The organism is Alistipes sp. (assembly GCF_048465635.1).
In the GTDB taxonomy this organism is placed as follows: domain Bacteria; phylum Bacteroidota; class Bacteroidia; order Bacteroidales; family Rikenellaceae; genus Alistipes.
Map to the genome: position 1 here is coordinate 99,907 of NZ_DBFWLF010000028.1, position 16,092 is coordinate 115,998.

Genomic DNA, 16,092 nt, shown 5'->3' on the forward strand with positions numbered 1-16,092 from the left:
GGTTCGTCGAATTTAGCCGCTTCAAGATAACCAAAAAACGGAAGATAAAAAAGAATCTTCCGTTTTTTCATGCTTTTATAGTCGATCAGCTGAAGCGGTATTGCAGCACGTCGCGCCAGCCGAGCAGCAACTCCCGCACGGGCAGTCGCTTCTTGCCGGCAAGCTGGAGTTCGTCCACGCCGATCCAGCCGTCGGCACAGGCGATGCGGATCATCGTGCGGCCGTCGCTTTGCAGCGTGCCGCACGCCTCGCCGTGTGCGGCCGCCTCGAAACGGACCGCGAAGAGTTTGGCTGTTTCGGGCGTCTGCGCACCCTCGCGCCACAGTTCTGTCCACGCGGCCGGATAGGGCGCAAGGCCGCGCACGAAATTGACGATGCGCTCCCCCTCCCACGCCCAGTCGATGCGGCAATTCTCCTTGAAGAGCTTGGGGGCGGGTTTGAGCGTCGCTTCGTCCGTTTGCGGCTGCTCCACGGGGCGGATGTCGCCCGCGGCGATCCGGTCGACGGTCTGCGTGACCAGCTCAGCGCCGATGCGCATCAGCCGCTCGTAAAGCGTTCCGGCGTTGTCCGCGGGGTCGATGGGCGTCTCCGCCTGCTCGAGGATCGCCCCCTGGTCGATCTCGTGGTTGAGCAGGAACGTCGTGACGCCCGTGCGCCTTTCGCCGTTGATCAAGGCCCAGTTGATGGGGGCCGCGCCCCGGTACTGGGGCAGCAGCGACGCATGGAGGTTGAACGTCCCCAGCCGCGGCATCGCCCAGACGATTTCGGGCAGCATGCGGAAGGCGATCACGATCCCCAGGTCGGGCTTGAGTGCTTGGAGGGTTTCGATGAACGCCGGGTTGCGGAGCTTGACGGGTTGCAGGACGGGCAGCCCAAGCTCTTCGGCGGCCACTTTCACGTCGCTTTTGTGAAGCCGCTGTCCGCGGCCTGCGGGTTTGTCTGGGGCGGTTACCACGGCTATGACGTTGTAGCCGGCGCCGACCAGCGCCCGGAGCGAGGGCACGGCAAATTCGGGCGTGCCCATGAATACGATGCGTATCTCTTTGGGATTCATCTTTTAACGTGTTTTAACGGAATGGGGAACGCTGTTTTCGGGTAGCTGCCTGCGGCGGAACCGGCTTTCGGCTATGGAGGCTGCGACCCGTGCCTCCCCCCCCCCTGCGATTGCAACGAGCGGTACGGGCGGCGCAACCTGCGACCACTTACCGGGTTACCAGTTCGATCCGGTTGCCGTCGGGGTCCAGCACCACGCTCTCGAAATAACCGTCTCCGGTGGTGCGAGACTCACCCGCTATGCGGAATCCGTCGGCACGCAGGCGTTCGGTCAGTGCGATGACCCGCTCCCGGCTTCCCAGGTCGAAAGCCAGGTGGCACAGGCCCAACTGTTCGCCTTCGTTCTGGACGGTAATATCCTGGCGTCGCATCAGCTCCAGCTCGCAGCCGTCACCGAAGCGCAGCATGTAGGATTCGAAGCCCTTGGCCGGATTCGTGTATTTTTCGCCGCTCACGCCGTCGAAATAGCGGACGTAAAAGTCGCGCAGAGAGTCGGGCCGCCGGGTCCAGAGCGCTATGTGTGCGATCTTCATCTTATTGTTTGTGCAGCCCCAGGCAGTGGTGCATGCGCTCCTCCTTGGTTTCGAGGTAGTGCAGGTTGTACTTGTTGGGGGCGATGACGATCGGAACGATCTCGTCGATGGTCAGTCCGTAGCCCTCCAGTCCGGCGCGTTTGAGCGGGTTGTTGGTCATCAGGCGCATGTGCTTGATCCCCAGTTCGCGGATGATGCCCGCCCCGACGCCGTAGTCGCGCTCGTCGGCGCGGAAGCCCAGTTCGAGGTTGGCGTCGACCGTATCCAGCCCCTCCTCCTGGAGTTTGTAGGCGCGGATCTTGTTGAACAGTCCGATGCCGCGCCCCTCCTGATTGAGGTAGACGATCGCACCGCGGCCCTCCTTTTCGATCATCTGCATCGCTTCGTGCAGCTGGGCGCCGCAGTCGCAGCGGCACGAGCCGAGGATGTCGCCCGTGGCGCACGACGAGTGGACGCGGATCAGGACGGGGTCCTCCTCGCTCCACTCCCCTTTAGTAATGGCCATGTGTTCCAGCCCGTTGCTCTTCTGCCGGAATGCCGTGATGCGGAAGTGCCCCCATTCGGTAGGCATGTCGGCCGTCTCGCCCCGCTCGACGATCGACTCCTCGCGCAGGCGGTAGGCGATCAGCGAGGCGATGGAGATAATTTTAAGCCCGAATTTTTTTGCGATCTCCAGCAGCTGCGGCATGCGGGCCATCGTGCCGTCCTCGTTCATGATCTCGATCAGTGCACCGGCAGGCTGCAAGCCGGCCATGCGGGCCAGGTCGACCGCCGCTTCGGTGTGCCCCGGACGACGTAAAACGCCTTTCTGACGCGCCCGCAGCGGGTTGATGTGCCCCGGGCGCCCCAGATCGCAGGGACGCGTGGCGGGATCGGCCAGCGCCCGGATGGTGGCGGCGCGGTCGTGGATCGAAACGCCCGTGGTGCAACCGCTGCCCAGCAGGTCGACCGTAACGGTGAATGGAGTGCCCAGCAGCGAGGTGTTGTTCTCCTCCATCATGTTGAGTTCCAGTTGGGCGCAGCGCTCTTCCGAAAGCGGTGCGCAAAGTACCCCGCGCCCCTCTTTGAGCATGAAATTCACGATCTCGGGCGTGATCTTCTCCGCCGCGACGATGAAATCCCCTTCGTTCTCGCGGTCTTCGTCGTCGACGACGATGACGACCTTTCCGTTGCGGAAGTCCTCGATGACCTCCTCCACACTATTCAGTATCGTGTCTTTTGCCATGGCGTTTGGGTTTTATTGCGTGTTTGAGTTTTCCGAATCCCGGCAGGAACTTTTCCCGGATCGCCTTGATCCGGCCCACATACCAGTCGGTATCGAGCAGCGCCGAGTCGTTGGTAGCCTTATAGGTGAGGTAGACGGCGATGGGCGTCAGAATGAGCGTCGACAGCCACATGCCGTACACCGCGTCCCAGGTTCCCTCCTTGGCGAACTTTTCGCCCGTGAGGCTGATCATGTAGTAGATGACGAAGAATATCACCGACACCACCACCGGAAGTCCCAGTCCGCCTTTGCGGATAATGGCTCCCAGCGGCGCACCGATCAGGAAGAAGATGATGATCGACACGGGCAGCGAAATCTTCTTGTGCCACTCCACCTTGCTGCGGTAGAGTTGGTTGAGCGCCTCTTTCGAGGCCGATTCGTCGAACGAGAACATGTTGCGCGAGTTCTTGGCCAGCGACCGCGCCTGGTTCCAGATGCGCTCCTTGTCGCGCAGCGGAAGCACGGTGAGCGAGTCGGCGATCACAATGTCGCGGAACCCGCGCTTGTCGATGCGCAGGCTGTCGGGCAGCGGCAGCACCTGGTTGTCGCGCACGAAGAGCTGCTCCTTGAGCAGCGGTTCGTAGGAGCGCGTGGTCGAGGTGTTGACCGTGCGTTCGAGCGAGTCGATGTCGCGCTGCAGCTCGTTGACGTTCTTGGTCTGGCTGTTCGAGAACATGTTCGCGTCGCTGCGCCCCATGGCGAAACCCTCCATGGCGATCTTCATGTCCTGCCGGTCGAAGATGTGGTGGCTCAGCGCACTCTTGTTGAACCACTGGTTGTTGCGGGTCTGCTGGTAGGTCTCGCCGTTGAAGAGCGTCACCAGCAGGAACCGCTTGTCGTCCGACAGGCGGATGTAGCCCGAGTCGGCGACGATGGTGTTCATGTTGCCGTCGACGGAGCGGTTGTCGTAGATGAGCACCTCGCGCAGCAGGTGCGTGTCCGGCTCCTGGTGTGCCACGCGGATCGACATGTTGTCGATGCCGTTGAAGAAGAGACCGTCCTGAAATTCGAGACTCTGTTTCTGCTGGCGTATGTCGAAGATGATGCTGTACATCTTCTTGTTGGCGTAGGGGACGAGGTTGTTGCCGATGAAGAAGCTCCCCACGGCGATGAAGCTGACCAGAATGACCAGCGGTTTGGTGATCTCGACGAGCGACATGCCCGCCGACTTCATGGCCAGCAGCTCGTAGTTCTCGCCCAGGTTGCCCATGGTCATGATCGCCGCCAGCAGCATGGCCAGCGGAAGGCCCATCGGGATCATGTTGGCCAGCGCATAGGAGATCAGCTCGAGGATGATGCCGGCGCTGAGTCCCTTGCCGACCAGTTCGTCGATGTAACGCCACATGAAATTCATCAGCAGGACGAACATCACGATGAAGAACGTGAGGATCATCGGGCCGAGATAGGCTTTCAGAACGAATTTATGGATGGTTTTCATGCTGCGGCTCCCGTTTTTCGGCTACGCAAAGTTAACAGTTTTGCCCCAATAAGCGTAACGGTGAGGGTAAATATTATGGCGGCTCCGGGCGGAACCTCGAAACGGTAACTCGTGATGAGTCCCGCCACGTTGGCGGCGACGGCCACCAGCGGCGCTGCGAGGACGATGGTGCGGTAGGAGCGCGAAAGCGTGTTGACGATCACCACGGGCATGGTCACCAGCGAAATGAGCAATACGATGCCCATGATGCGGATCGAGAGGACGATCGTCACGGCGATCAGGGCCGCCATCAGGTAGGAGATCACGCGCGTGGGGATGCCCCGGCTGCGGGCGAAGTCGCGGTCGAACGCCACGTACATCACCGGGCGGAGCCACAGGACGGCTCCGACGAGGATCGCCGCCGTGAGGACGGCCAGCGCCGCCACGTCGCCGCGCGTCACGGTGACGATGCTCCCGAACAGGTAGGCCGACAGATCGCCCGAGGTGTAGCCGGGCCGCAGGCTCATGAACAGTGCACCGACCGCCATGCCCACCGACCAGATGATTCCGATGGCCGAATCCTCGCGGATGCGGCCCCGGCTTCCGGCCCACTCGATGCCCAGCGCCGAGAGCACGGCGAACAGGAGCGCCCCGCCGATGGGGTTCGTTCCCAGGTAGAAGGCGATGCCCAGTCCGCCGAACGAGGCGTGGGTGATGCCTCCGGCCAGAAAAACCATGCGCCGGCATACGACATAGGTCCCGATTACGCCGCACGTAATGCCCGAGAGCACGCACGCGGTGAGCGCGTTGGAGAGGTAGCCGAACTGGACCAGGTCGCTGAAAAATCCCATGCCTTGTTTAAATTGCGCGCAAATTTACGCTTTTTTATCGGAAAGCCGCCTATTTTCGCCGGGTTTTCGTAATTTCGCACCCGAAAAAGAGAATCCCATGCAATCGCGCAGAGTCAGTTTCCATACCTTGGGCTGCAAGCTCAACTTCTCGGAGAGTTCCACCCTCGCCCGGGAGTTTGTCGAGGGCGGTTTCGTGCGTGTCGCGCCCGATGCCGAAGCGGACATATGCGTCATCAACAGCTGTTCCGTGACGGAGCATGCGGACAAGAAGTGCCGCAATCTGATCCGCAGGCTGCACCGCCGCAATCCCGAGGCCATCATCGCCGTTACGGGGTGTTACGCGCAGCTCAAACCCGAGGAGATCGCCGCGATCGAGGGGGTGGACCTCGTGCTGAGCAACAACGACAAAGGGGCCTTGTTCCGACGGGTCGCGGAGCTTTCGGGAAAGGGCCGTGCGCAGGTGTACAGTTGCGACACCGATTCGCTGACCTCGTTCTTCGCGGCCTTTTCGAGCGGCGACCGTACGCGCGCCTTCCTCAAGGTGCAGGACGGCTGCGACTATTGCTGCTCCTACTGCACGATCCACTACGCCCGCGGCGCGAGCCGCAACCTGCCCGTTGCCGATCTGGTGGCTCAGGCGCGCCGGATCGCGGCGGGCGGCCAGCGGGAGATCGTGCTGACGGGGGTCAATACGGGCGATTTCGGCCGCACGACGGGCGAGCGTTTCATCGACCTGCTGCGGGGGCTCAGCGAGGTGGAGGGGATTGACCGCTACCGCATTTCATCCATCGAACCGAACCTGTTAACCGACGAAATAATAGAATTTTGCGCGTCATCACCTAAATTTCAGCATCACTTCCATATTCCTCTCCAGAGCGGTTCGGACCGTATTCTGGGGCTGATGCGCCGCCGCTACACCTCGGCCCGCTTCGCCGACCGCATTGCGGCCGTTCGGCGGGCGATGCCCGATGCGTTCATCGGGATCGACGTGATCGTCGGATTTCCCGGCGAAACGGAGGAGGATTTCCGCACGACCTACGCTTTTCTGGAGAAGCTGCGGCCGGCGTTCCTGCATATTTTCCCCTTCTCGGAGCGCCCCGGAACCCCGGCGGTCGAACTGCCCGGCAAGGTGCAGGCTTCGGTGGCCACGCATCGCGTGGAGGAGCTGGAGGCGCTGTGCGACCGCCTGCACGGCGCGTTCTGCGCGGCGGCGACGGAGACGGAGGACCACGTTTTGTTCGAGAGTACGGTGCGCGGTGGCATGATGTTCGGATATACGGGAAACTATCGCAGGGTGAAAGCCCCTGCCGACCGCAGGCGCATCAACACGATCTGCCGGGTTCGGCTCGGGGAGATGGATGAAGCGCACGACCTTGCGGGCGAGATTCTTGATTAAAAGTATTATATTTGTCCTATTATTTGGATGTACCCTATGAAATGTATCAACGCCCTTATGCCCGGCTCGGTGGAGTATTCTGACAGAAGTCCCCTCCGAGGAGGGGATTTAGGGGAGGGTCAGACTTGTAAACGCGGCCCGAGGCCGCGAGCGATAGCGATCAATAGCAAATAAAGGGGCTTGGAATTTAATACATCAAACAAGTATGTGTTATCTTATTCAATCATGACGAATATGACGGGTTTGCGCAGAAGAGTGACGATCGGCTTTTTGAGTATCGTCTGCCTGCTGTTCTTTTCAGGCATGGTATCGTTCGTCGAGCTGAGCCATCTGAGCCGGGACACGGGCGAAATCCTCAACGCCAACAAACGCAATATCGAGCTGGCCAAGGAGATGCTCGATGCCGCGCACGAGCAGAACGTGGCGCTGATCCACCTTTCGGTATTCGGCGACCGCTCCTACGACAGCCTCTGCCGCGCCAGCATGGAGCGGCTCGAAAACACGCTGCTCGTCGCGCAGGACGAAGCGCTCGAAAAGTCGTTCCTCGATTCGCTCGCTTTCGCCACCACCGAGCTGCGGCTGCTCACGGACAACTACCTCGCTTTCGGGGTTTCGGCGCAGGATTCGCTCGCCCTCTGCCGGCCCGATTCGGTGGGCGGCAAGTGGTACAACAACGAGTACGAGGCGCTTTACGGCCGGCTGACCGCCGCCATCAAGAACTACATGACCTCGACGCAAAGTTCGCTGGCCCCGCGCGCCGAGCAGATGAAGAAGAACGCCTACCGGGCCGTGACGCCGGTGCTGATCTCGCTCGTGGTGATGATCGCCATCGTGCTGATGCTCTACTATTTCATGACGATCTACTGCGTCAATCCCGTCCTTCGGATGAACAAGGGGCTGGGCGACTACCTTTCGTTCCGCATTCCGTTTGCGGTAAAGGCCGATCTGAAGGACGAGGTGCTGGAGCTGAAGGAGAAGATTGACACGCTTATCACCCTCTCCAAGCAAAACAAGGATAAAGTCTGATACCATGCGGTTAGACGTCGTTTTGCGTTATGTCGGGGTCGTGATGCTCTTCATTGCGACGTTCATGCTGCTGTCGGCGGGCATCTCCTACGTCAGCGGGATGGATTCGGCATTCTATCCGCTGCTGCTCTCGGCGCTGCTCACCGCCCTGCTGGGCGCTTTCCCGCTGATCTTCGTGGAGAAGAAGGAGCAGATCACCAACAAGGAGGGGTTTTGCATTGTCGTGGGTTCGTGGCTGGTGGCCAGCGTGGTCGGCATGTTCCCCTACCTGATCTGGGGCGGCGAATTTTCGCTGATCAACGCCTGGTTCGAAAGCGTCTCGGGCTTCACGACCACCGGAGCGACGATCCTCAACGACATCGAGGCGCTGCCGCGCGGCATCCTCTTCTGGCGCATGTCCTCGACCTGGATCGGGGGTATGGGCGTGGTGATGTTCGCGCTGGTGATCCTGCCCTCGCTGGGACGCAACAAGCTGACCCTTTCGAACGTCGAGCTTTCGACGCTGGCCAAGGACAACTACCGCTACCGCGCGCAGATCATCGTGCAGATTCTGCTGGTGGTCTATGTGGGTCTTACGGCGCTCGCCACCCTGCTGCTCAAGCTGGCGGGCATGAACTGGTTCGATTCGCTGTGCCACGCCATGTCGGCCTGCGCCACGAGCGGATTCTCGAATAAGAATGCCAGCATCTCATTCTACAACAGCCCGATGATCGATGCGATCCTGATCTTCACGATGGCGATGGCGGGCGTGCATTTCGGGCTGATCTACGCCACGGTGACCGGCAAGCGCAACAATATCTTCCGCTCGGAGGTGGCACGCTGGTACTTCGGCATGCTGCTCTGCGGCGGTTTGCTGATCGCCATAAGTCTCTTCGCGGCAGACATCTACCCCACTTTCACCGCGTCGTTCCGCCATGCGCTGTTCCAGTTCGTGTCGCTGGTGACCACGACCGGATATGCGACGGCCGACTCGAACCAGTGGACCTCGTTCGCCATCATCCTCTTGATCTTCGGCTCGATCGTCTGCGCCTGCGCGGGATCGACCGCCGGCGGCATCAAGACCAACCGCCTGGTGCTGGCCGTGAAGATGATGCGGGCGCGTCTGCGGCAGCAGCAGCACCCCAATGCCATCATCCGGATTCGGCTGGACGGCATCATCCAGGAGTCGGAGACGCTGCATTCGGTGATGATCTTCATCGTCACCTACCTGATGCTGATCCTTGCGGGAACCGTTTTCGGAACGATGCTGGGCATCGACCTGATGACCAGCTTTTCGGGGGCCGTGGCCTCGATCGGCAATGTGGGACCCGGCTTCGGGGAGGTCGGCTCGATGGACAACTATTCGGCGCTGCCCGCGGCATTCAAGCTCTCCAATTCGCTGCTGATGCTGTTGGGGCGTTTGGAGATTTTCGGACTTATTCAGCTATTTTTCATCAAATGGTGGAGATAAAGAGCCTATTGCACAGATACTGCGTTTCGTTGGCCGCTCTGCTGCCGGCGGTCGGCTGGCTGTATGCGCAGCAACCCGCCGTGGAGCCGCGGATCGCCGGACTGGAGCGGAACGGGGAGTACATGCAGTTGCTGCAGGAGGACAACCGCCTGCAGCTGCGCGAAGATTCGGTGACCAATGCCGTCGACGGGCTGCGGGAGCTTTTGCGCACAAGCCCCGCGGACAGGGAGGCGCTCTCGCAGGAGATTCTGCGCATGGAGAATCTGATCTTCGACATCCGCAACGCCAAGGGCCGTCTGGTCGATCGCATCAACGCCATTGAGCAGGAGTGGGTGCTCTCCAACCTGGATAACGACGCGGTGCAGGGTTCGGTTTCTGTGGCGGACGAGCGGCCCGTGGTGGTGATCCCCGACTCGCTCAAAAGGCGCAGCCTGGTCTCGAACGCCTACTTCCGGGAGCAGCTTCCCGAAGCCGACTACCGGGCTTTGCAGCGGGCGCAGCGCCTGGAGTTGCAGGCCGTGGATTACATCAACCGTTATTTCGCCAACTACAATACCCTTTCCGAGCTGGCCGCCGCCTATGCCGCGGCTCAGACCGAAGCGGAAGCCGTTGAGGTCTACGACCGCTACCGGGCCCTGCAAGGGCTGAACCGGGCGCTCTCCGACTCGCTCGCGGGGGTGTGGAACTACGTCTTCGACAACAAGAGCTACGCCTACGGCTACCTGCTGGACCTGCTCGGGCGCGAGGAGATTCTCGTCCGCGAGGAGGAGCTGCTCGCCGAGGCGCAGCGCAAACTCTCGGAACTGCGCGGGCGCACGGCTTCGGACGCGGTGGCCGACTACTTCCTGCGCAAGCGGGTGGCCGTGGATTATGAGGTCTGTCTGGCGGGCGTGCTGGGGCTGGACGCAGCGCGCGATTCGCTGCGGGGGGTGGCGACCCAGCTCGAAGCGATCGACTTCCGGCAGCCGCCGCTCGATGTGGCCGAGCGTTTCTTCCTCGATTACGACAGCGTGGCCTTCTCGAAAACGCCCGTATACAGCTATAAAAACCCGATCCCCGAGTGCAAGGTCTATGCGCGGGGGACGATCTACCGCATCCTGCTGGGTACGTTCAACACCAAACGGGCCGCCGACCTGTTCCGGGGCGCCTATCCGTTGTGCTACCAAATCAACGACGCCGGCAAGTGGTGCTACTACGCCGGCGGCTTCGCTACGCGCGAGGAGGCTGAGCATGCGCAGAAACTGCTGAAGGAGCACGGGTTCGTGCGGCCCGAAATCGTGATGTGGACCGACGGTGAGGCGCGCAACCTCACGCGCGACCCCGAGGCGCAGAGCATGGCCTACCGCGTCGAGATCGCGGGGACGGAGGCGTTGTCCGAGGCCGTCAAGCAGCAGATCGCCGACGAGGCCGAGGGCCGCGAACTCTCGCGCGTGGGCAGCGAACTATTCGTCGTAGGGCTGTTCGACGACCGGGCGCTGGCCGACCGGCTGGCTGCCGCCATCGCAAAAACGGACCCGGAATTGCAAATAAAAGTGGCAGAGATCGCGCAATAACCGGATTTTTTGCGTATCTTTATCAAAATTCGATTAAGCGTATGTTCTATATCGTGATCCTCGTCCTCTTCGGCCTGTTGTTTCTGGTCGCCGAGATCGTTTTGCTGCCCGGGGTCTCCGTGGGAGCGCTGCTGTCGCTGGTCTGCTACGGCAGTTCGATCTACCTCGCTTTCCGCGATTACGGTCCGGTGACGGGTGTCGTGGTGATCCTCATTATCATCGCACTCTCGGTCGTCGCAACGATTCTGTCGCTGCGTGCCAAGACCTGGCAGCGCTTCTCCCTGAAGCAGGAGATCGACTCCCAGTCGATGCCCGCTCCCGCCGACGAACTGAAGATCGGCGACCGCGGCACGACCGTCTCGCGTCTCTCTCCGATGGGCAAGATCGAGGTCGGCGGCCGCATCTACGAAGCCAAGTCGCAGGGTGCTTATGTCGATCCGCGCCGCGAGGTGGAGGTCGTCGGGTTCGAGAATTTCAGCGTCATCGTCAAAAAAATCAAAAAATAACTCTTTAGCTTATGGACATTCACGCAGGATTGATCGTACTGATCGTATTTGTGAGCCTATTCGCGGTCTGGCTCATCTTCTATTTCATCCCGGTGGGACTGTGGTTCTCGGCCCTGGTGTCGGGCGTGCGCATCAGCCTGCTGCAGCTGATTCTGATGCGGTGGCGCAAGGTTCCGCCCTCGACGATCGTCTCCTCGATGATCGAGAGTACGAAGGCGGGTTTGTCGCTCAACCCCAATGAACTGGAGGCGCATTATCTGGCCGGCGGCAACGTGACCAACGTGGTGCATGCGCTCGTCTCGGCGCAGAAGGCGGGCATCCTGCTCGACTTCCGGATGGCGACGGCCATCGACCTGGCGGGCCGCGACGTGTTCGAGGCCGTGCAGATGTCGGTGAACCCGAAGGTCATCAATACTCCTCCCGTGGCCGCCGTGGCCAAGGACGGCATCCAGCTCATCGCCAAGGCCCGCGTGACGGTGCGCGCCAACATCAAGCAGCTGGTGGGCGGAGCCGGCGAGGAGACCGTGCTGGCCCGCGTGGGCGAAGGCATCGTCTCGTCGATCGGTTCGGCGGCCTCGCACAAGATCGTGCTGGAGAACCCCGACTCCATCTCGCGCGTGGTGCTTGAAAAGGGCCTCGATGCGGGAACGGCGTTCGAAATCCTTTCGATCGACATCGCCGACATCGACGTAGGCAAGAACATCGGCGCGCAGCTGCAGATGGATCAGGCGCAGGCCGACAAGAACATCGCGCAGGCGAAAGCCGAGGAGCGGCGCGCGATGGCCGTGGCACTCGAACAGGAGAACAAGGCCAAGGCGCAGGACGCCCGCGCCAAGGTGATCCTTGCCGAGGCGGAGGTCCCGCTGGCGATGGCCGAGGCGTTCCGCAACGGCAACCTCGGGATCATGGACTACTACAAGATGAAGAACATCATGGCCGACACTACGATGCGCGAAAGCATCGCCCGGCCGGAGAAGAAGTAGCCTGGCCGACCGGCGGAGGCTGCCTCCTTTCCGTGTAGCCTGGCTGTGCGCAGCCGGAAAAGGCGTTGTCCGACCAGTGCTCGGAATCGAAATCACCCCTGTCAGAGCTTCTTCTGGCGGGGGTGAAATCGGTAAACCGCACTTGTCCGACAGCTTTTTGTTTTCGTACTTTGCCGGATAGTTGCAAGGTCCCCAGAAATTGCCTACCTTTGCCGCCGAATTTACATCCTCATCGGAGGGCATCGAATGCCGGATAAGATGGCTGGGTAAAACCAATCGCTTGTCCGGCCTTTTTTATCGGCTGTCAGGACTATGGAAGGAAAAATGAAAGATTCGATCGAACTGGGTACGCTGGAGGTCTCCGTGCTTTTCCGGAAATACTTCGTCCCTACCCTCTTCGGCATGCTGAGCATCTCGGCGGTGACGGCCGCCGACGGCATCTTCGTGGGACGCGGCGTGGGCAGCGACGGCATAGCCGCGGTCAACTTCTGCATCCCGCTGCTGATGGTCTTCACGGGCGTCGGGCTGATGGCGGGCGTGGGCAGTTCGGTGGTCGCTTCGATCCACCTCTCGCGCGGCAAGCGCAAGGCGGCCCGGTTGAACGTCACGCAGGCGCTGCTGTTCGTGACCGCCGTGACCGTCGTCCCGTCCGGGCTGATCGTCGCGTTCCCGGCGGCGACCGCCCGCCTGCTCGGTTCGTCGGAGCACCTGCTGCCGATGGTGACCGATTACCTCCGGTGGTTCATGCCCTCGCTGGTCTTTCAGTTGTGGATCGCCGTCGCCCAGTTTGTCATCAGGCTCGACGGCGCGCCGAAGCTGGCCATGTGGTGCAGCATCCTATCCGCCGCGATCAACGTGGTGTTGGACTGGGTGTTTATCTTCCCGCTTGGCTGGGGCGTCCGGGGTGCAGCCTTCGCCACGTCGATCAGTACGGTGGTCGGCGGGCTGATTGCGATCGTCTACCTGCTGTTTTTCGCCCGGCTGCTGCGGCTGCTGCGGCCCAAACGGAGCCTGAAAAGCTGGAAACTCTCTCTGCGCAACATCGGCTATCAGTGCCGCATCGGCTCTTCCGCCCTGCTGGGTGAGGCGACGCTGGCGATGCTCATGTTCGTCGGCAACCTGGTTTTCCTCCGCTATCTGGGCGATGACGGCGTGGGCGCGTTCGGGGTCGGGTGTTACTACATTCCGTTCGTGTTCATGGTCGGGAACGCCATCGCGCAGTCGGCGCAGCCCATTTTGAGCTACAATTTCGGGATGGGCGACCGGGGCCGGGTCTCGACGACCCTGCGGATCGCCCTCTCTACGGCCGCCGTCTGCGGCGCGGCGGTGATGGCCGTGTTCGTCTTCTTCCCCGCACCGCTCGTGAGGCTTTTCCTTGCCCCCGACAATGCCGCGGCGCAGATCGCCGTCCACGGATTCCCCTACTTCGCCTCGGGATTCATCTTCTTCATCATGAACCTGACGGTCATCGGCTATTACCAGAGCGTCGAGCGGGTCCGGCCTGCGACGGCGTTCGCGCTGCTGCGCGGCTTCGTCCTGCTCGTCCCGAACTTCATCCTGCTGCCCCGGCTGCTGGGAAGCCCGGGAATCTGGCTGGCCATGCCCCTGTCGGAAGCGATGACCACCGCGGCGATCGTCCTCTTTTTCCGGCTGCGCCGCAGACGGTGAAACGAAAAAGAGGATGCCCGAGCACCCTCTTTCGGTCAGTAGACCTCTTCCGGCACGGTCTCACCGGCAGGCTCCCCTTCCAGTTCGTCGCGCCACTTGATTGCGGCGTGCGTGCCGTCGCAGTAAGGCTTGTTGGCCGACTGGCCGCAGCGGCAGACCACCACCCGATTGCGGATTTCGTAGGTCTCGCCGCTCTCGCGCCGCAGCGGAATGCCGCCCCTTACCCAGAGTCCGCCGCTCGCTCCGATGCCCGGGTCCTCGATCAGTCCGAGGCTCGGCTCGAAATGGAATTCGTAGGGAGTCGACGAGAGCTTGTCCCACGCCATCAGCCGTCCGCTGGGGCACATCGACGCCTCGCGGATGGCCAGTTCGCGCGCTTCGGAGTCGCCCGACCGCTCGGTGAGCGACCAGGCGTCGCCGTGCGGGTGGCAGAAGCGGGCGAAAACGCAGTATGCCGGATTGTCGGTCATGGCGAGCGTCTCCCCTTCCACGATCTCCGTACGATCCAGCAGCGGCTCCGTCGAGGCCGTCAGCTGCGGATCCCACGCCGCATGGACGTGGCTTCCGTCGCAGTAGGGCTTCTTGCGGGAACTCCCGCAGCGGCAGAGCGCCGTAGGCTCCGTTTCGGTCGAAAAGTGTTTGCCCTCCTGGAAATACCAGCTTTCGTCGTTCTCGTTGGGCATGATGAACTGTTCGGCCAGCGGCGGCCGGCCGTAAACCAGGTAGGGACCCTCTTCGGTCACGGTGATGCTGAACTTCTTTTCGGCCGGTACGCTTCCCGGCTCGATTTTCATTCCCGACATACTAATTGCATTTAGAATTCGTTAGGATGTAGGCGGCAATAATTATTCCCAAATGAAATAATTGGCGCACCCTTGTAGGAATTCTCCCGCTTTTTGGTATCTTTGCAAAGAATTTTTCGAAACGGATAAACGGTAAATCTGCATATTATGAAACTATTGGCAAGGCTGGTTTTCGTGCTGCCGGTCGCGGCGCTTCTCGCCACGGCGTGCAGCAAGGACGAAGAGGAAGACACCTCGTCGCTCGTCTTCAACGACCCGGCCCTCTACTTCTCCGCTCCCGGCGAACGCGGCGTTGCATCGTTCTCGGCCGACGGAGTGAGCGACCTTTATATCTCCTCCCGCCCCGAAGGCTGGAACGACATCACGCTCGACGCCGCCGCCCGCACGGTGACCGTCGTGGCTCCCGTGGAATCGAAGGAGGACGAAACGGCCCTTTCGGGGAGTGTCGTCATCTCGGGCGTCTCCTACATGGGCGGCGCGCGGTCGGCCACGCTCTTCGTCGGCATGGTCAAGACGACCGATCTGAGCGACAAACCCGCCAACAGCTATATCGTGCGCGAGAAGCAGACCCACTATACGTTCGATGTGACCCTCGGCGGGAAGATCTCCCCGGCCGGCGTGGGTCTGATCTGGCAGAGCGCGGCGGGGCTGTTGCAGTACGTACAGATGGACGGCGGCAAGGCTTCGTTCTACGTCGGATCGGATTCCGAGGACAAACATATCCATGAGGGCAACGCCCTGATCGGCGCATACGATGCGGCCGGCACGCTGCTTTGGAGCTGGCACGTATGGGCGACGCCCTACGATCCCGAATCGGACGTGCTGCACTACGCCAACGGCTATGAGGTGATGGGGCGCAACCTGGGTGCGCTCGACAACGCCAATACCACCCCCGAGGAGCGCGTGGCCTCCTACGGTCTCTACTACCAGTGGGGCCGCAAGGACCCCTTCATCGGACCGGCGAGCTATCGTGCCAACAGCGGCTCGGGCGCGGCCATGTATAACGCCTCCGGCAGCCGCGTCTACGTGACGCCTGTGGCATCGAGCGCCGAGACCGGAACGTCGGACTACGCGCGCCGCAACCCGCTCAGCTTCATCACGGGCGTGGCCGATTCGGGCAACGACTGGCTGTGGACTGCAGACGATGCGCGTTGGGGTGCGAAGAAGACCGAGAACGATCCCTGCCCCTACGGGTGGAAAGTCGCCCCGGAGGGCGCCTTTGCCGGGCTTACGATCGCCGATACGCCCAAGGAGAGCGACTACGACGTGTTCGGCTGGACGCTGACCGACGGCAGCGTCTCGTCGCTTTACCTCGCGGCGGGACGCCGGATCTACTCCAACGGTGCGATTCAGAATATCTACATTCCCCCGGTCGGCGTGCGTGCCGACGAGGCGCAGCCCTGGGAGGGACTTTACTGGACGGCGGGTTCGCTCGCCGAGCGGAAGTCGCCCGCGCTCTACTTCTGGTTCGAAAAGCTGACCACCACGGCGGGAATTGAGCCTGCCGCACCCTATGCCCGTGCCAACGGCATGTCGGTGAGGTGCGTGCGCGATAAATAGATCATTCGAAAACGGAGAGGCCTACTCCG

14 protein-coding genes are annotated in these 16,092 nt (G+C 61.6%); 8 read left to right on the forward strand and 6 right to left on the reverse strand.

The window, feature by feature from the left end; all coding sequences use genetic code 11:
* Positions 1 to 85: 85 nt before the first annotated feature.
* The 5 genes from fmt to ACMO9O_RS10100 form a co-directional block, all read right to left on the reverse strand.
* Positions 86 to 1,054, reverse strand: a complete 969-nt coding sequence (gene fmt, locus ACMO9O_RS10080; RefSeq protein WP_418983738.1) for a methionyl-tRNA formyltransferase — start codon at positions 1,052 to 1,054, stop codon at positions 86 to 88.
* A 148-nt stretch (positions 1,055 to 1,202) separates the two neighbouring features.
* Positions 1,203 to 1,586, reverse strand: a complete 384-nt coding sequence (locus ACMO9O_RS10085; protein WP_418983739.1) for a VOC family protein — start codon at positions 1,584 to 1,586, stop codon at positions 1,203 to 1,205.
* A gap of 1 nt (position 1,587) precedes the next feature.
* Positions 1,588 to 2,811 carry a bifunctional 3,4-dihydroxy-2-butanone-4-phosphate synthase/GTP cyclohydrolase II gene (locus ACMO9O_RS10090; protein WP_418983740.1) on the reverse strand — a complete coding sequence of 408 codons (1,224 nt, stop codon included), beginning with the start codon at positions 2,809 to 2,811 and terminating at the stop codon, positions 1,588 to 1,590.
* Positions 2,786 to 4,288 carry an LptF/LptG family permease gene (locus tag ACMO9O_RS10095; RefSeq protein WP_418983741.1) on the reverse strand — a complete coding sequence of 501 codons (1,503 nt, stop codon included), beginning with the start codon at positions 4,286 to 4,288 and terminating at the stop codon, positions 2,786 to 2,788. The genes ACMO9O_RS10090 and ACMO9O_RS10095 overlap by 26 nt, the downstream gene beginning before the upstream one ends.
* Positions 4,285 to 5,118 (reverse strand): metal ABC transporter permease, encoded by an 834-nt coding sequence (locus tag ACMO9O_RS10100; RefSeq protein WP_418983742.1) that lies wholly within the window; start codon positions 5,116 to 5,118, stop codon positions 4,285 to 4,287. Before ACMO9O_RS10100 ends, ACMO9O_RS10095 begins: the two co-directional genes overlap by 4 nt.
* A 97-nt stretch (positions 5,119 to 5,215) precedes the next feature.
* Between ACMO9O_RS10100 and mtaB the strand changes: the two genes are divergently transcribed.
* From mtaB to ACMO9O_RS10135, 7 genes are all read left to right on the forward strand, one after another.
* Positions 5,216 to 6,514, forward strand: coding sequence for a tRNA (N(6)-L-threonylcarbamoyladenosine(37)-C(2))-methylthiotransferase MtaB (mtaB, locus tag ACMO9O_RS10105; protein WP_418983743.1), 1,299 nt, complete (start codon positions 5,216 to 5,218; stop codon positions 6,512 to 6,514).
* A 234-nt stretch (positions 6,515 to 6,748) separates the two neighbouring features.
* Positions 6,749 to 7,540 carry a hypothetical protein gene (locus ACMO9O_RS10110; RefSeq protein ID WP_418983744.1) on the forward strand — a complete coding sequence of 264 codons (792 nt, stop codon included), beginning with the start codon at positions 6,749 to 6,751 and terminating at the stop codon, positions 7,538 to 7,540.
* Between the two features lie 4 nt (positions 7,541 to 7,544).
* On the forward strand, positions 7,545 to 8,990 hold the full coding sequence (locus ACMO9O_RS10115) for a TrkH family potassium uptake protein (RefSeq protein WP_418983745.1): 1,446 nt from the start codon (positions 7,545 to 7,547) through the stop codon (positions 8,988 to 8,990).
* A gap of 29 nt (positions 8,991 to 9,019) precedes the next feature.
* The gene (locus ACMO9O_RS10120) at positions 9,020 to 10,543 is read left to right on the forward strand and encodes an SPOR domain-containing protein (protein ID WP_418983746.1); all 1,524 of its coding nucleotides are present in this window, start codon (positions 9,020 to 9,022) and stop codon (positions 10,541 to 10,543) included.
* A gap of 41 nt (positions 10,544 to 10,584) precedes the next feature.
* Positions 10,585 to 11,049 carry an NfeD family protein gene (locus ACMO9O_RS10125; RefSeq protein ID WP_418983747.1) on the forward strand — a complete coding sequence of 155 codons (465 nt, stop codon included), beginning with the start codon at positions 10,585 to 10,587 and terminating at the stop codon, positions 11,047 to 11,049.
* Positions 11,050 to 11,060: 11 nt separating this feature from the next.
* Complete coding sequence (floA, locus tag ACMO9O_RS10130) at positions 11,061 to 12,032, forward strand: flotillin-like protein FloA (RefSeq protein WP_418983748.1); 972 nt, start codon at positions 11,061 to 11,063, stop codon at positions 12,030 to 12,032.
* 324 nt (positions 12,033 to 12,356) lie between these two features.
* Positions 12,357 to 13,700, forward strand: a complete 1,344-nt coding sequence (locus tag ACMO9O_RS10135; RefSeq protein ID WP_418983749.1) for an MATE family efflux transporter — start codon at positions 12,357 to 12,359, stop codon at positions 13,698 to 13,700.
* Positions 13,701 to 13,735: 35 nt separating this feature from the next.
* Here ACMO9O_RS10135 and ACMO9O_RS10140 read toward each other — a convergent pair whose 3' ends face one another.
* Complete coding sequence (locus tag ACMO9O_RS10140; protein ID WP_418983750.1) at positions 13,736 to 14,503, reverse strand: CDGSH iron-sulfur domain-containing protein; 768 nt, start codon at positions 14,501 to 14,503, stop codon at positions 13,736 to 13,738.
* Positions 14,504 to 14,650: 147 nt separating this feature from the next.
* On the opposite strand from ACMO9O_RS10140, the gene ACMO9O_RS10145 reads away from it, so the two are divergent.
* On the forward strand, positions 14,651 to 16,063 hold the full coding sequence (locus ACMO9O_RS10145; protein WP_418983751.1) for a hypothetical protein: 1,413 nt from the start codon (positions 14,651 to 14,653) through the stop codon (positions 16,061 to 16,063).
* Positions 16,064 to 16,092 lie beyond the last annotated feature (29 nt).

What these genes read in the sequence shown, in the direction of transcription:
- fmt (WP_418983738.1), bottom strand. Translation starts at nt 1,054, where the DNA reads ATGAATCCCAAAGAGATACGCATCGTATTCATGGGCACGCCCGAATTT.
- ACMO9O_RS10085 (WP_418983739.1), bottom strand. Translation starts at nt 1,586, where the DNA reads ATGAAGATCGCACACATAGCGCTCTGGACCCGGCGGCCCGACTCTCTG.
- ACMO9O_RS10090 (WP_418983740.1), bottom strand. Translation starts at nt 2,811, where the DNA reads ATGGCAAAAGACACGATACTGAATAGTGTGGAGGAGGTCATCGAGGAC.
- ACMO9O_RS10095 (WP_418983741.1), bottom strand. Translation starts at nt 4,288, where the DNA reads ATGAAAACCATCCATAAATTCGTTCTGAAAGCCTATCTCGGCCCGATG.
- ACMO9O_RS10100 (WP_418983742.1), bottom strand. Translation starts at nt 5,118, where the DNA reads ATGGGATTTTTCAGCGACCTGGTCCAGTTCGGCTACCTCTCCAACGCG.
- mtaB (WP_418983743.1), top strand. Translation starts at nt 5,216, where the DNA reads ATGCAATCGCGCAGAGTCAGTTTCCATACCTTGGGCTGCAAGCTCAAC.
- ACMO9O_RS10110 (WP_418983744.1), top strand. Translation starts at nt 6,749, where the DNA reads ATGACGGGTTTGCGCAGAAGAGTGACGATCGGCTTTTTGAGTATCGTC.
- ACMO9O_RS10115 (WP_418983745.1), top strand. Translation starts at nt 7,545, where the DNA reads ATGCGGTTAGACGTCGTTTTGCGTTATGTCGGGGTCGTGATGCTCTTC.
- ACMO9O_RS10125 (WP_418983747.1), top strand. Translation starts at nt 10,585, where the DNA reads ATGTTCTATATCGTGATCCTCGTCCTCTTCGGCCTGTTGTTTCTGGTC.
- floA (WP_418983748.1), top strand. Translation starts at nt 11,061, where the DNA reads ATGGACATTCACGCAGGATTGATCGTACTGATCGTATTTGTGAGCCTA.
- ACMO9O_RS10135 (WP_418983749.1), top strand. Translation starts at nt 12,357, where the DNA reads ATGAAAGATTCGATCGAACTGGGTACGCTGGAGGTCTCCGTGCTTTTC.
- ACMO9O_RS10140 (WP_418983750.1), bottom strand. Translation starts at nt 14,503, where the DNA reads ATGTCGGGAATGAAAATCGAGCCGGGAAGCGTACCGGCCGAAAAGAAG.
- ACMO9O_RS10145 (WP_418983751.1), top strand. Translation starts at nt 14,651, where the DNA reads ATGAAACTATTGGCAAGGCTGGTTTTCGTGCTGCCGGTCGCGGCGCTT.